This window comes from Bacteroidales bacterium (assembly GCA_016709865.1).
Taxonomy (GTDB): domain Bacteria; phylum Bacteroidota; class Bacteroidia; order Bacteroidales; family VadinHA17; genus LD21.
The window spans coordinates 391,509-407,507 of sequence record JADJLX010000005.1; the positions used below are offsets into that span (position 1 = coordinate 391,509).

10 protein-coding genes are annotated in these 15,999 nt (G+C 39.1%); 3 read left to right on the forward strand and 7 right to left on the reverse strand.

The genetic code is table 11. From position 1 onward, the window contains the following. Positions 1-5 precede the first annotated feature (5 nt). Positions 6-3,317, forward strand: coding sequence for a preprotein translocase subunit SecA (gene secA / locus IPJ16_10290; GenBank protein MBK7627561.1), 3,312 nt, complete (start codon positions 6-8; stop codon positions 3,315-3,317). Between the two features lie 13 nt (positions 3,318-3,330). On the opposite strand, the gene IPJ16_10295 is transcribed toward secA, so the two are convergent. From IPJ16_10295 to IPJ16_10325, 7 genes are all read right to left on the reverse strand, one after another. Next, the gene (locus tag IPJ16_10295; GenBank protein ID MBK7627562.1) at positions 3,331-4,212 is read right to left on the reverse strand and encodes a 4-hydroxy-tetrahydrodipicolinate synthase; all 882 of its coding nucleotides are present in this window, start codon (positions 4,210-4,212) and stop codon (positions 3,331-3,333) included. Then, complete coding sequence (locus tag IPJ16_10300; protein MBK7627563.1) at positions 4,209-4,793, reverse strand: hypothetical protein; 585 nt, start codon at positions 4,791-4,793, stop codon at positions 4,209-4,211. The genes IPJ16_10295 and IPJ16_10300 overlap by 4 nt, the downstream gene beginning before the upstream one ends. Before the next feature lie 46 nt (positions 4,794-4,839). Then, a complete protein-coding gene (gene ligA / locus IPJ16_10305) occupies positions 4,840-6,849 on the reverse strand; it encodes an NAD-dependent DNA ligase LigA (GenBank protein ID MBK7627564.1) in 2,010 nt (669 codons plus the stop codon). Positions 6,850-6,858: 9 nt separating this feature from the next. Then, the gene (amrS, locus tag IPJ16_10310; GenBank protein MBK7627565.1) at positions 6,859-7,995 is read right to left on the reverse strand and encodes an AmmeMemoRadiSam system radical SAM enzyme; all 1,137 of its coding nucleotides are present in this window, start codon (positions 7,993-7,995) and stop codon (positions 6,859-6,861) included. A gap of 83 nt (positions 7,996-8,078) precedes the next feature. Continuing rightward, positions 8,079-10,502, reverse strand: coding sequence for a hypothetical protein (locus IPJ16_10315; GenBank protein MBK7627566.1), 2,424 nt, complete (start codon positions 10,500-10,502; stop codon positions 8,079-8,081). Between the two features lie 2 nt (positions 10,503-10,504). Then, positions 10,505-12,013 (reverse strand): AmmeMemoRadiSam system protein B, encoded by a 1,509-nt coding sequence (gene amrB / locus IPJ16_10320; protein MBK7627567.1) that lies wholly within the window; start codon positions 12,011-12,013, stop codon positions 10,505-10,507. 83 nt (positions 12,014-12,096) lie between these two features. Beyond that, positions 12,097-12,552 (reverse strand): DUF1987 family protein, encoded by a 456-nt coding sequence (locus IPJ16_10325; protein ID MBK7627568.1) that lies wholly within the window; start codon positions 12,550-12,552, stop codon positions 12,097-12,099. Positions 12,553-12,785: 233 nt separating this feature from the next. Here IPJ16_10325 and IPJ16_10330 point away from each other — a divergent pair, with 233 nt between their 5' ends. Both IPJ16_10330 and ffh read left to right on the forward strand, forming a co-directional pair. Then, positions 12,786-14,573, forward strand: coding sequence for an arginine--tRNA ligase (locus IPJ16_10330; protein MBK7627569.1), 1,788 nt, complete (start codon positions 12,786-12,788; stop codon positions 14,571-14,573). Between the two features lie 104 nt (positions 14,574-14,677). Continuing rightward, the gene (ffh, locus tag IPJ16_10335; GenBank protein ID MBK7627570.1) at positions 14,678-15,997 is read left to right on the forward strand and encodes a signal recognition particle protein; all 1,320 of its coding nucleotides are present in this window, start codon (positions 14,678-14,680) and stop codon (positions 15,995-15,997) included. Positions 15,998-15,999: the final 2 nt, after the last annotated feature.

Below are 15,999 nucleotides of genomic sequence, written 5' to 3' on the forward strand. Positions count from 1 at the left end.
TAAAAATGAGCATTATAAATAATGTTTTAGGGCTTTTTCTGGGTAACAAATATGAGAGGGATTTGAAGGAGATTAATCCTTATGTTGAAAAAATCAGGACAGAATATGAAAAATTGGGTGGTATTTCGAATGATGCTCTCAGAGTTTTGACAGATGATCTTAGAAAGGTGATTTCGAAAGGAATTGAGGAGTATGAAAATGAAATAAAATCACTCTGGTTAAAAGCTGAAAGTGAAGAAGATGTTTACCGGAAGGAAGAGATTTACAATGAGATAGATAAGATCGAAAAGCAGGTAAACGAGAAGCTTGAGGAGGTTCTTGACTCTATAGTCCCTCAGGCTTTTGCTATCGTTAAAGAGACAGCAAAACGATTTAAAGAGAACAGTGTTATTGAAGTTACTGCACGACAATATGACAGAGACCTGGCAGCTACAAGAGAGAGTATAGTAATAAAAGGCGACAGAGCCCTATGGAGCAATAAGTGGATAGCAGGTGGTAATGAGATTACCTGGGATATGGTTCATTATGACGTACAGCTTATTGGTGGCGTTGCCCTTCACAAGGGAAAGATTGCTGAGATGGGAACAGGTGAAGGAAAGACAGTTGTTGCAACACTCCCGGTATTTTTGAATGCTCTTGCCGGAAGAGGTGTTCATATTGTTACAGTTAATGATTATTTGTCAAAACGCGACTCCGAATGGATGGGACCAATTTATGAGTTTCACGGACTTACCGTAGATTGTATAGATAAACACCAGCCAAATTCACAGGATAGACGTAAAGCCTACAATGCCGATATTACATTCGGTACAAATAACGAGTTCGGATTTGACTACCTGAGAGATAATATGGCAATTAATCCGGAGGATCTTGTCCAGCGCAAACACCATTATGCAATTGTTGATGAGGTTGACTCAGTGCTGATCGATGATGCCAGGACTCCGCTTATTATTTCCGGACCAACAGCAAAAAGTGACACGCAGCAATTTGATGAGCTTAAACCAAAAGTTGATAAGCTGGTTAGTGCACAAAAAAGGCTTGTCACCCAGATACTTGCAGATGCAAAAAAACTAATTGCTGATAACAAGAATGATGAAGGCGGTCTTCTTCTGCTCAGAGCATATAAAGGACTCCCGAAGAATAATGCATTGATAAAATTTCTGAGTGAGGAGGGAAACAAATCACTCCTTCTCAAGACGGAAAACTTTTATATGCAGAATAACAATAAGGAGATGCCCAAGGTGACCGATGAGCTCTACTTTATTATAGATGAGAAAGCCAACTCAATTGAACTGACTGAAAAGGGTCTCGATCTTATTTCTACTTCTGTTGAAGATGCCAGCTTTTTTATTCTTCCTGATGTCGGATCTAAAATTGCTGATCTTGAAAAGTCAGGTTTATCCGATAAGGAAAGGCTCAGGCTTAAGGATGAATTGCTCCAGGATTATTCAGTAAAATCTGAGCGTGTTCATACCATGACCCAATTGCTTAAAGCATGGACACTTTTCGACAGGGATACTGAATATATCGTTGTCGACAATAAGGTTAAAATTGTGGATGAACAGACCGGCCGCGTTCTGGAAGGAAGAAGATACTCCGACGGACTCCATCAGGCAATCGAAGCAAAAGAAAATGTAAAAGTTGAAGCTGCTACCCAGACATATGCAACAATAACTCTCCAGAATTATTTCAGGATGTATCATAAACTTGCCGGAATGACAGGTACTGCTGAGACTGAAGCCGGTGAGCTCTGGAATATCTATAAGCTTGATGTTGTAGTTATTCCGACAAACAAACCGGTAGTTCGATTCGACAGGGAAGATCTTGTTTATAAAACGAAAAGAGAGAAATATAATGCTGTAATTGATGAGATAGCAGAAATGAACCGTTTGGGGCGTCCGGTACTGGTTGGTACAACTTCTGTTGAGATCTCTGAATTATTGAGCAGGATGCTTAAGATGAAAGGGCTGAAGCATAACGTGCTGAATGCCAAACTTCATCAGAGGGAGGCTGAAATTGTAGCTGAAGCAGGGAAGACTGGTACGATTACTATTGCAACAAACATGGCAGGTAGAGGTACAGATATAAAGCTGACTGAGGAAGTTAAAAAGGCTGGGGGACTGGCAATTATAGGAACTGAACGTCATGAATCAAGAAGGGTTGACAGGCAGCTTCGCGGACGTGCAGGACGACAGGGAGATCCCGGTTCATCACAGTTCTTTGTTTCTCTTGAGGATGAGCTTATGCGACTTTTCGGGTCTGAAAGAATTGCCGGTATAATGGATAAGCTTGGTCTGAAAGACGGAGAAATGATTCAGCATTCGATGATTACAAAATCTATCGAACGGGCTCAGAAAAAAGTCGAAGAAAATAACTTCGGGATCAGAAAAAGACTGCTTGAATATGATGACGTAATGAACTCCCAGAGGGAGGTTATCTATAAGAAAAGACGTCATGCTCTGCTGGGCGACAGACTTGCAGTTGATGTGGCCAACATGATGTTTGATGTAACTGAGAACCTTGTCGATGTGTATCATGGTGATGGTGATTTTGAGGGATTCGACTTTGATCTTATACGTTCATTTTCAATGGATTCTCCTGTTAAAGAGGATGAGTTTAAGAAAGTTAACTCCGCACAGGCTACTGAAAAAGTGTATGCAAAAGTACTGGATACTTATAAAAGAAAAGTTGAATCCATTTCCGCTCAGGCATATCCTGTACTTAAAGATGTTTACGACAGAATGTCGCATGTATATGAAAATGTTGTTGTGCCGATCTCAGATGGTGTGAGGGTATTTCAGGTGGTGACAAATCTAAAAGCGACAGCAGAATCTGAAGGACGTGAATTGGCAAAATCTTATGAGAAGACTGTTGTCCTTGCAACAATTGACGATGCATGGAAAGAGCATCTCAGGGAGATGGACGAACTGAAACAATCGGTTCAGAATGCAACCTATGAACAAAAGGATCCTCTGCTTATCTATAAATTCGAATCCTTTGAATTGTTTAAAACAATGATAACAAAGGTAAATAAGGATGTTGTTAGTACACTCATGAAGGGTCATATTCCTACTCAGGATCCTGAACAGGTAAAAGAAGCTCAGAGAAAGAGACAGGTCGACATGAGTAATCTCAGAACATCCAAGAGTGATTTCTCACAGTACAGCAGCACTGGAGGAGGATCAGCTGAAAAAAATCAGAAAACTGAACCTGTAAGGGTAGATAAGAAAGTTGGCAGAAATGATCCCTGTCCCTGCGGCAGCGGGAAGAAATACAAGCAATGTCATGGTGCCGGTATGATGGAAGCCGGCGCCTGATGGCCGGCGTCTCTTACTTATTAACCTCTTCGATGGCTTTCTGTATCCTTGTATAGATTGTTCTGCTTACCGGTACAAGCGGTAACCTGAGATTATTCTGGCAGATATTCATGAAACTCATCATCGCTTTCACTCCTGATGGATTTCCTTCAATAAAAAGAAGTTCAATCATCTCGAGGAAACGGAACTGTAATTCGCGTGCAGATTTGAAGTTTCCTTTAAGTGAATGAGACACAATTTCGCTCGTCTGGGAAGGAAATGCATTAGCCAATACGGAGATTACACCAGCTCCGCCGACAGCAATTATCGGAATCGTCATCATGTCATCACCAGATATAACAGCGAAATTATCAGGTTTGCCTTTGATTATTCGCATTATCTGGCTTATATCGCCTGAAGCCTCTTTAACTCCAATAATATTTTCGCAGGCATGTGCAAGCTCCAGACAGGTGTCGGAGGTAATATTGCAACTTGTTCTGCCCGGAACATTGTAAATGACAAGTGGGAGAGGACTGCTTGTTGCTATTGCCTTAAAATGCTGAAAAAGACCCTTTTGACTTGGTTTATTATAATACGGAGCAACTGACAAAATCCCGTCAACACCTGTAAGATTGGAATGCCTGACACTATTTATAACTTCCTGCGTGTTATTTCCTCCGATTCCTACCATCAGGGGCACTCTGCCGTCAATTGTCTCAACTACGTAAGAAATAATGGCTTTCTTCTCATCTTTTGTCAGGGTAACTGATTCTCCAGTTGTTCCCAGAGCTACAATATAGTTTACTCCGCCTCCGATAACATGGTTTATCACCCGGCCTAAAGCAGCGAAATCGATGCTTGAATCATTCTTAAAAGGTGTAACTATCGCAACTCCTGTTCCTTTAAATCTTTTCATTTTTCTATAGATGTTTTTTCTTTTATTTCTGTCCCTGAATTTATAATCTCAAGATATTGAACTATTTGACTTAGGTAATTGTCGATATCAACAGGTTTTTTTATTTCCATCATCAGATCAAAAGGATATTCTGACGATTCAGAATCAAATAAGCCTGTTTTTAGTCCGGCCTTAGCAAGTGAAGTAATAAACTGAAGCGGAAATATCTTTTTGAAATTGATGTCAATCAGTACATCAAAATTTGTATTCATAAACTTATCTGATTCTGAAGAAACCGGCTGATAAAAGAAGTTAATTTCCTGCTTCCTGAGGCAGGTCAGATACCTAATTGCTGTATACTGGTCGGGCAGTTCTTTCCCCGGAAAGTATCCCAGAATCTTAACTTCAATACTTCTCTCACTCATTTTCAGATGGAACTTTGATAATGCAGTAAAATCCTCAGGTCGTGAGGCATCCCAGACGATTCCGATTTTTTTTACATGACTAATATTCGAATAGGAAACATTTCGCTTTGTTTTTGCCAACTTATTATCAAGTATCCTTTTCCCGATTTTTAGCCTCACTTTTTTAAATAGTTCCATATTGCAAACCTAAGAGTTTTTTATTAAAATCAGTATGCTATGCTTATTAATCTTCACCGATTATTCTCAGGAATTCAGCCTCATTAATCAGAGGGACTCCCAGCTCAAGTGCTTTCTCTCTTTTTGATTCTCCCATGTTCTCCCCAGCTAAAATAAAGGATGTATTACCGGATACGGAAGATGTGTTTTTACCACCATTTCTTTCAATAATATCTTTGTATTCATCTCTGGTATGCTTCAGAAACACACCAGAAATAACAATTGATTTTCCATCAAGGCTTGTTCCTTTTAAGGTTTCTGTCTTTTCCTCACTGAACCTGACACCTTTGCTTTTCAGTCGCGCAATTATCTCCATATTTTCAGTATCAGAGAAATATGTTTGAATACCTGCAGCTATCTTAGGTCCTATCTCATGCACTTCAGTAAGTTTATCTATATCCGCATTTATAAGATCTTCAATGCTTTTGAATTCTTTTGCGATCGTTTTTGCAACCGTTTCCCCGACATGCCTGATTCCCAGTGCGAACAGAACACGATGATAAGGAGTCTTAATCGATTCCCTGATACTTTTGATGATGTTTGTAGCTGATTTTTCTCCCAGTCTTTCCAGGGGTATCAGCTGTTCTGCCTGAAGGTCATAAAGATCAGCAATGTTCCTGATGATATTTTTACTGAAGAGGAGGTCGATAGTCTCTTCCCCTAATCCGTCAATATCCATTGCTTTCCTGCTTATGAAATGTTCAATTCTGCCTTTTATCTGTGGGGGACAATGAAGATAGTTTGGGCAAAAATGGTTAGCCTCGCCTTCGTTCTTAATTAAAAGTGTACCACACTCAGGACAATTGGAAATAAATTCTATTTTTCTGCTCTCTTCATTTCTGAAAGAGTGATCGACGCCTACTATTTTGGGAATAATTTCACCTCCCTTCTCAACATATACCATATCGTTAAGATGAAGATCGAGAAGCGCAATCTGGTCAGCATTATGCAAAGTAGCCCTCCTTACTGTTGAACCGGAAAGAATAACAGGCTCGAGGTTTGCAACAGGTGTAATATTCCCTGTTCTTCCTACCTGGAAGGTAACTGTAAGCAATTTGGTTGTGGCTTCCTCCGCTTTGTACTTATATGATATTGCCCATCTGGGCGACTTTGCAGTAAAACCCAGCTCTTCCTGTTGCTTAAGTGAATTTACCTTTATTACCACACCGTCAATGTCATATGGGAGGTGCTTTCTTTCTGAATCCCAGTGAGCAATGAAAGTAAGTACATCATCAATTGTGCTACAAAGTTTTATGCTGTCGGGAACATTGAATCCCCAGGCTGAAGCTTCCTTTAAATTTGAAAAATGATCCTCATAAGGAAGTTCCTCTGAAAGAAGAAAATAGACCATGCAATCGAGGGTGCGAGAAGATACAATCTTAGGATCGAGCAGTTTTAGTGTTCCTGCTGCAGCATTCCGTGGATTAGCAAACGGAGCAATTCCGGCTGCACTCCTTTCTGAATTTAACCTGTCAAATACAGCCCTGGGCATAAGTATTTCACCCCTGATGACAAATTCATCAGGAATCCCCTTATGTGTGATCTTTAATGGAATGCTTCTGATTGTTTTCACATTCAGGGTAACATCATCGCCCTTTGAGCCATCGCCTCTGGTAAGTGCCCTGTAGAGTATCCCGTTTCTGTAAGTGATGCTTATTGATGCTCCGTCAAATTTCAGCTCACACACATATTCAACAGGTTCTGTTATTGTTTTCCTTATTCTGGAGTCAAATTCTCTGAGTTCCTCTTCATTATAGGTATTACCAAGTGAGAGCATCGGATATTTATGTTCATATTGAATGAACTCTTTGGTAATATCACTGCCGACCCTTTTTGTTGGCGAATCAGCTGAAATAAATTCAGGGAACCTCTTCTCCAGGGTGTCAAGTTCATTGATCAGCAGATCATATTCAAAATCTGAAATTACAGGCTTATTGAGAACATAGTAATTGTTATTATGTTCTTCAATTTCCCTCCTTAGCTTCTCTATTCTGCTTTTAGCTTCAGCTTGTTTCATATTTTATACTTAGTTCCAAACCCCTTCAACTGAATATCCGCACTTCTTACACTTCCCGCCCTGAATGGTGTTTGCTGCAATCCTGTAACCTTCTCTTTCCACCAGGCTTGAATTGCATGAAGGGCAAATAGTGTCAGACATCTCGTTCCCGGGAATATTTCCGGTATAGACATATTTCAATCCTTCATCTTTGGCAATACTGTAAATTAACGACAGTAAATCAACAGGTGTCGGAGGCAATTGTTCGAGTTTATGAAGAGGGTAGAACCTGCTGAAATGAACAGGAGTGTTTTTAAAACCATTTTCTCCAAGCCATCTGCACATTTTTCTAATCTCATCAGTATCATCACTCCATCCGGGAATAACAAGATTTGTAATTTCCAGCCAGACTCCCATATCTTTAATAATCCTGAGGGAGTCGAGAACAGGCTGCAGTTTTCCTCCGGTAAGCTTAAGATAGGTACTTTCGTTGAATGCCTTCAGGTCAATATTTGCTGCATCAATTACACCACAAAGGTGCTTTAAAGGTTCGGGATTTATGTAACCATTTGATTTGATGATGTTTCTTATTCCAGCTTTTCTTGCGAGGGCAGCAGTTTCATAAACATATTCAAAAAATGTTACAGGCTCTGAATAGGTGTATGCGATTGATTTACAGTTATTTCGTTTGCATTCTTCTATCACCTTCTCCGGCATCAGATCATAGTTTCTGGTTTTATCAGGACTGGTTTGAGAAATAGTCCAGTTCTGACAATTAAGGCAAACCAGGTTACATCCTGCTGTAGCAATAGAGTAAGCTCTGGAGCCCGGAATAAAATGGTACAGAGGTTTTTTTTCAATGGGATCAACGCTTACTGAACAGGGATTACCGTATGCCAGTGTATATAGTTTTGAGTTATGTACTTTCCGGTTATTGCATTTGCTTAATTCTCCCTCTTTCAGTACACACTCGTTTGGGCAGATTCTGCACATTATTCCGCGGGCTGTCTCCTCCTGGTACATTGCAACCCTTTTGTAAATGCCCTGCTGTAAATATAGATTTTCCGGAATAAAAGCCTGACAGGGCAGGCAAATCATACCAGCTGAAAAAGCCATAGATCTTTTGATAAAAGTGCGTTTGCTGATATTGATTTTTATTGGTTCCATTTAACCTTGCATTTTAACCTTTGACTTTGAACTTTGAACTTTAGGCTTTCGTCTCCGGTCTACCGTCTTCCGTCTTAAAACTACTACTTGTTACCAATTGTACCAAAAAGAATTCCTGCAAATATCATTATTGATAATAAATATATTGAAACAACTGTTCCAAACAGAGGAACTGTAAAACCTGATAATAGTATGAATCCGAAAGCAGAACCTGATAGGTCAGCACTATAGGTGGCCGGGCATGAAGTCTGATCACCTTTATTCATCGTTAGCATTCTGAAAATACTGCCTGTGACTATCGCCGGAACAAGAGCAGAAAGCGATAACAAAATGACCACCGTAATCCGATTTTCCAAATCAAGAATGTAATTGTACAACAACCCGGCTATTATGTAGAAAACTATCAGCATTAAGCACTTTCTTATTACGGTTATGGAGTTTATGAATCTGTTATCTGATATGGCTCCGATTGCGAGACCTGCCATCATACTCGCTATTATTAAGCCTGTTAGCTGATACATATTCCCGATTGTAAGCTGCAGAGTGACAAGAAGTATTATCTCAAAACCAGCCATAGCTGAAGCAGTAAAGTACATCGTCATATTTCTCTTTCTTACAGTAAGAACAGGTGCTGCGAAGAATAGTATTATAATGATTAATACTGGGGTCTTCTCATTTAGATTTTTACTGAAATTATAGGCCTGGAAATGATAATTTGCAATTGGAAACTCAGCACTGTTCTGCCTGACATTTCTGTCCATAAGTGCAATCGTCTCCCTTGACTTTTGACCTATAATATCATCAGCCAGATAATCAGGTCCGACATAAATATTTTGGATTTTTCCTGTCTCAATCATGCTGCAAAATGAAGTGGATAATTCGTTATCACTCGCAATGAAGTATAATTTGTTTCCGGCAACAGGCATAACCTTTTTAAAGACTGCTGAGAGACTGTTGAAAATTGATGAATAGAGATTCAGCGATTCTTTGTTAAGATAATAATCACCCGGACCTGGTGAACACATAAAAATCCCTCCGGGATTGAGATGCTGCTTAACGTCATTAAAAAATTCTGTTGTGTAGTACCTGTTAAGAAGAAGAGTAGATGGAGGTGGAACAAGAACTATTACAACATCAACATTTTCCTTCATGCTTTTTATATATCTGAAAGCATCACTGTTAATTATAGTCAGATCTTTTGTCAGTGAATCTTTTCTGATATTTTCCAGACTGATCAGAGCCGGATCACGTTCGATATAAAATATCTTTTTTACAGGGTATTTTAGTATTTCAGGCAGATGTGATTTAAGGGATCCTGAAATGAGCAGTACTTTTTCCGGAGCCGGTCTCTGGATCATTGCATAATGAATATTTTCCTCCTTTTCTGCTGCATCATTCTTATATGAAAGTAAGCGCTGGTTATAGTATGTGCTTGATTCTCCCTTATATTCACCCTTTGAGATATTTCCATAAGGTGTGTCCTTTGAATACTTAATTCTGAGTCCGGGCATTAGTAACTGTCTGAAAAAAATATCAGGATTGGAGAGAATTATCACTGAGGCAATACAAAGTATTAATACTCTTGAAAATATTTTTAGTCTTTTGTTTATGATGTAATATGTAATGAGAGCGTAACCATGTGACATCACTATCAGAAGCAGCAAAATCTGGTAAGTATTAAGCAACCCTGCAGTAAGAATGGGAATCAGTAAACCTGATAATATGCCTCCGGCTGTCTCAATTGCGAATGATTTTCCCGCAACAAAATTGTTTTCAAAAGCAGCAAGAGTTGTTAATTTAATAAAGGTAAAGCCTGAAACGAGACAGAACGGAATAAGGACCAGTAATGTGAAAATTATACTTTCGAGAAGTGATGGAGTTTGTCCCGGATTAAGATAAAGCCTTGATAAGAGAACCAGCATTATAAGTGATATAAGAGGACTTAAGGAGAAGATCAGGTTAATCCGTTTTATATCAAAGTGTAATGATCTTCCTGCTAATGCAGAACCTGCAGATGAGCCGATGAGCCAGGATGCAAGGAATATACCTGTAATTAATTCATATCCCCCTGCAATATTGATCATCTCTCTGATCAGCAATAATTGTATTGCAGTGCTGAAAAAGCCAATTAAAAACAGATTTGTGCCTATATCAACATGGACAGTTGTACTATTTCGGATGCGATTCGTGGCACTTTCCTGTCGGTCGAAAATTCCTTTGAAGTATGGGAGATGCCATATAAAATGGATGATTCCCGTAAATGCCATACCTATCCCAAATTCCACATGCCATTTCAGTATTTGCTTTACAAAAGGAATATCCCACTTATAACTGATTTGCAGGGCCATAAATAGTCCGGCAAGAGCTGTAAGTATGAACGAAAGAGCAAGAATAGAATTCCACAACTTCCTGTGAGTCTGATTAGTGTAGAAACCGTTCCGGTAGAACAGGTAGCTAATTAAATAAAAGAGGGAAGTTATAATTCCGGTGCCTATGACATGATACATGACTATTTTCTCTTTTCTTCGAGAACGACTCCTTCATAGATAAATAATTCGGCATCTCTCCATCCGTCCCATCCGAGTCCTGCCTTGTCCCTCGAAGTGTATCCAAGAAATTCCTCAATGCTCCATCCATTCTCTGTTGCGACCTGGGGCAGCATGGTTCCCGATCTGGAGTCCTTCCTTATATAAATGCCATGTCGACCAAGGATGATCTCCTCTGGTTTATTAATTCTTTTAAGCGGACCAAGAACAGTTATCTCCATCTCTGCCACACCAAGTTCTTCAGATGTTAAGGGAGAAAACCGCGGATCTTCAAAAGCCGAGGAAAAGGCTGAAGCCCTTACAGCTTCATATAGTGGATCCTTAGAAATAAATCTGCCAATGCATCCTCTTAGTCTTCCTTCAATTTTCAGAGTGACAAATGCACCCATGGGTTCCTTTAAGTGGTCAGGAATCTTTCCGGCATCAATCCGGCTTTCATTTTTACCTGAAAAACCAGATTTAATGCTGTTCCCTGCAATAGAGAAGAGTATTTCCTTTTCCTTTTCAGTGAATGAAAATGACTCCTGAATATTTCCGGTCTTTTCTTTTTTCTGATTATTGTCGAAAAGCACAATGGCATTATAGCCAACAACTTCATCTTTGCTCCCGTATGATGAGTCTCCTGAATTTGTGTAGTCAATAATTTTGTACTGAAGACTGGTGTTCTTTTCTGATAGATAGAGTAGTGTAAGTCCGGAGCTCCATCCGCACATACTTGTTGCCAGACCGTTTATCTGTTTCTCAGAATTCTTTTGTAAAGAGGTAAGAAAAGTCTTAGGATTGCCTGAGGCAATTCCATGCGCAGTAGCTTTGTCGGTCTCAACCGCATCCTTATAAGAAGGGTAATGTGAAAAATCGCTGCTGATTATAAACAGATTCTCATTTGTGAACCATGGTCTCAGTGCCTCAGCTATTTGCTTTATAGTCTTTTCATTATCCGTGCCAATAATAATAGGAATAATCGGAGGCAGGTTAGTGAAGTATGACTGGATTAATGGAATCTGTACTTCAATACTATGCTCGCTGATATGCGATTTTACCGGAAAATTGAAAACACTATTCTCTTTAATTAGTTTATTGCCAATTTCTTTGTTTACAACAGCTTTCCCGAGTGGTGTGATATAATCCCCTGTATTGTAGACTGAAGCTCCGTCGAAAGCCATAACATGACTTGAACCAATTATAAAAATGTTCTTATATATTGTACTTTTGGGTATAGCAGATAACGCAGCAGCTGCCGTATTACCAGAAAATATATAACCGGCATGCGGAGAAATAATGGCCCTGACATAACCTGGAACGTCCGGCTTTTTACATTTTTCAAATAGCAGGTTTATATCTTTTATTAAAATCTCTTTATCGGCAGAATAGAATCTGCCAGCTGCAACCGGCTGCCTGTCGGTTGAATTATTCTGTGAATAGGTTTCCATAATAGTGAATATTGAGAACAAAACCACTAGTACTATTCTCATAGAAATAAGTTATTTTGACCAATTAAAGTTAGGTCAAAAAACTGAAGAATAAATGATTTGAAATAGATTTTTAGAGATGAAAATCAGATAAGAACGATTGATTCTTTCAGAACTTCTCCCTTTTCATCGGTGCCGTAGATTTTTATTCCCATACTAAGACCTGGTGTGCCAATCATATCAATTATGGGACTAAGGGCATCTTTTAGATCTTCAACCTCCATATTATCATATTCTTCAATATTGAAGTAAAGGTGAATCAGTAATGTATATTCACTTTCCTGAATAGATGATAAGGCTTTTACTATTTTGGCAAGCCAGATTGAAGAAGAAGTATTGAAGTATTCAAGATTAAATCGAAGGTTGGTTGTATGCCGCGGGTTTTTAATATAAGCCAAGACCCATTTTAGCACATTTTCATACAGATCAGCAGCGTTTTCAGGGATCGACCTGCCGGAAAATATCAGCTCTCCAGTCAGATGATTTAAATCAATCTGAGGGGTTTTTACTGTGGGTTCAACAAAATAACTCTTTAGTTCCACATTATTGATATTAATCCGTTTAAAAATATACTAAGTGAACATCTCAAAAGTATAACATCTTTTTAATAATGGTATTCTCTTTAATCAAAAAGAACTGCTCGGTAGTCAAATAAATCAATCGTTTGGTATAAACCATCTGAACTGATAGGCTTTGTATGTTCCTTTTGATAATTTTTATTGCTAGTCAATTCATTAAAATGTTATCTTTGCAGGCTGAAATTTGAAAAGAAAAAATGGAGATTATCCTTAAAGAAAAGGTAAAAGAAGCTGTTCAGATTATTTATAACAGCAAAGTTGAAGACGATCTGATACAGATTCAGGAAACCAGAAAAGACTTCAAAGGTGATTTTACCGTAGTTGTTTTCCCGCTTTTGCGTTTTTCAAAGAATACTCCGGAAAAAACCGGAGAAATGATCGGATCATATATTGTTGATAACTATCCTGCTGTATCAGGTTTCAATGTCATAAAGGGTTTTTTGAATCTTGAAATTTCAGATAAATGGTGGATTGAGTATTTCGAACAGATGGCAGTTGAGAAGAGTCATCTTGAAAGCTGTCAGGTCAAAAATCCAGAGACAATTCTCGTTGAATATTCATCGCCAAATACAAATAAGCCATTACATCTTGGCCATATCAGGAATAACCTCCTGGGATTCTCATTGTACCGTATAATGTCTTCATGCGGACATAAAGTAATCAAGACTAATATTGTTAACGACAGGGGAATTCATATCTGCAAATCTATGCTTGCCTGGCAGAAATTTGGTAACGGAGAGACACCTGCTTCATCAGGAATGAAAGGTGACCATCTCGTTGGCAAATATTATGTTCTTTTTGAGAAGGAATACAGGGCACAGATAGAGGAGATGGTGAGGGCTGGTGCAAATGAAAATGATGCAAAGAATTCAGCTCCTCTGATGAAGGAGATCCGCGAGATGCTTCTTAAGTGGGAGGCAGGCGATAATGAAGTGATCACTCTCTGGAAAATGATGAATTCATGGGTATATGCCGGTTTTGATGAGACTTATAAGAGACTTGGTGTAGATTTCGACATAATCTATTATGAATCTGATACATATAAAACTGGCCGGGATATCGTTCTTGATGCTCTGAAAAAAAATGTTCTTTATCAGAATGAAGATAAATCTATCTGGGCTGACCTTACACCTGAGGGCCTTGACCAGAAGCTTCTCCTTCGTTCAGATGGAACTGCTGTCTATATGACTCAGGATCTGGGTACAGCGGTTGCCCGATATAATGAATATAAATTCGATAAGAATATTTATGTGGTTGGAAATGAACAAAACTATCATTTCCAGGTACTTAGAGCAATTCTTAAAAGAATGGGATATAGCTGGTCCGATGGTCTTATCCATTTCTCATACGGAATGGTTGAGCTGCCTGAAGGAAGGATGAAATCGCGTGAGGGTACGATTGTTGATGCCGACGACCTGATTACTGAGATGCAGGAGACAGCAAGGGAAGTCTCTCTGGAACTCGGAAAACTGTCTGATTTTTCAGATATAGAAAAAGAGGACATTTTCCGTAAAATAGGTCTGGCAGCTCTAAAGTATTATATTCTTAAAGTTGATCCCCGTAAGAATATGACTTTTAATCCTGCTGAATCGATTGATTTTAATGGAAATACAGGCCCGTTCATTCAGTATACCTATACCAGGATTAAGTCTGTTTTCAGAAAGGCTGAGCAAACAGGTGTTCATTTTGATTCAGGAAAGTTGTCCGAAACAAAAGCAGGGGAGAAGGAGATTGATCTGATTAAGTTACTCAGAAAGTTCTCTGAAACGGTATCAGCTGCTGCCAATGATCAGAGCCCTGCATTAATAGCAAATTACTGTTATGATCTTGCAAGGGAGTATAACCAGTTCTACCACGATTTTTCAATTCTTGGTGAAACTGATCCTGATATCAGAAACTTCAGACTTGTATTGTCAAAAGTAACAAGTGAAATACTTTTTACGGGAATGTGGTTATTGGGAATTGAGATGCCGGAGAGAATGTGAGAAGTCGGAAGACTGAAGACGGAAGACGGAAGAAGAAAACTTCGGACTTCGGTCTCCGGTCTTCGGTCTCAGGTTTATTAGAAATGTATATAATTAAATATCATATGTTTGAAAATCTAAGTGAACGGCTGGAGAAATCCTTTAAACTATTAAAGGGACAGGGCAGGATATCTGAAATAAATATCGCTGAGACACTTAAGGAAGTACGTCGTGCACTTCTCGACGCTGATGTTAACTTCAAAATTGCAAAACAATTCACTGATACGGTTAAACAGAAGGCTCTGGGGCAGGAGGTACTGAAGTCGGTTAATCCATCTCAGATGATGGTAAAAATAGTCCACGATGAGCTTGTTGATCTCATGGGTGGAGATAAGACTGACATCAATATTAAGATCAATCCATCGGTGATTCTTATTGCCGGACTTCAGGGGTCAGGAAAAACAACCTTCAGCGGAAAACTTGCTAAATGGGTTAAAAGCAAAAGAAGTAAGAATCCGCTGCTTGTTGCCTGTGATGTTTACAGACCTGCTGCTATTGAGCAGTTGAAGATAATTGGTGCCCAGATAGAAGTTCCGGTATACACTGAAGATGGGAACCTCAATCCTGTTACTATTGCAAAAAATGCAATCAGGGAAGCTAAGCTGAAGGGACATGATCTGGTAATTATAGATACGGCAGGACGTCTGGCTATTGATGAGCAGATGATGAATGAGATTGCAGCAGTCAAAGCCGCTGTTTCACCTCATGAAATACTCTTTGTGGTAGATTCAATGACTGGTCAGGATGCTGTCAATACAGCAAAGGAATTCAACGACAGACTTGATTTTGATGGAGTTGTTTTGACAAAACTTGACGGTGATACAAGGGGAGGAGCTGCCTTATCAATAAAGTCGGTAGTTAATAAACCGATAAAATTTGTCAGCTCAGGAGAAAAAATGGATGCAATTGACATCTTTTATCCTGAAAGGATGGCTGACAGGATCCTTGGAATGGGTGATATAGTTTCTCTTGTTGAAAAAGCTCAGGAGCAATTTGACTCCGAGGAAGCTAGAAAACTCCAGAAAAAAATTGCTAAGGACCAGTTCGATTTTAACGATTTTATCGCGCAGATTCAGCAGATTAAGAAAATGGGTAATGTCAAGGACCTTATGGCTATGATTCCTGGTGTCGGCAAAGCTGTGAAAGATCTTGATATCGATGATAATGCGTTTAAGGGAATTGAAGCTATAATAAGAAGCATGACTCCTGAGGAAAGAATTAATCCTGTTGTACTTAATGGAAGCAGGCGCAAAAGAATTGCTCTGGGAAGCGGAACAAGCGTTCAGGAAGTTAATAAACTGCTGAAACAATTTGACGAGACAAGAAGGATGATGAAAATGATGACTAAACCTGGCAATGCAGCCAGACTTATGGGTAAAAAATAATC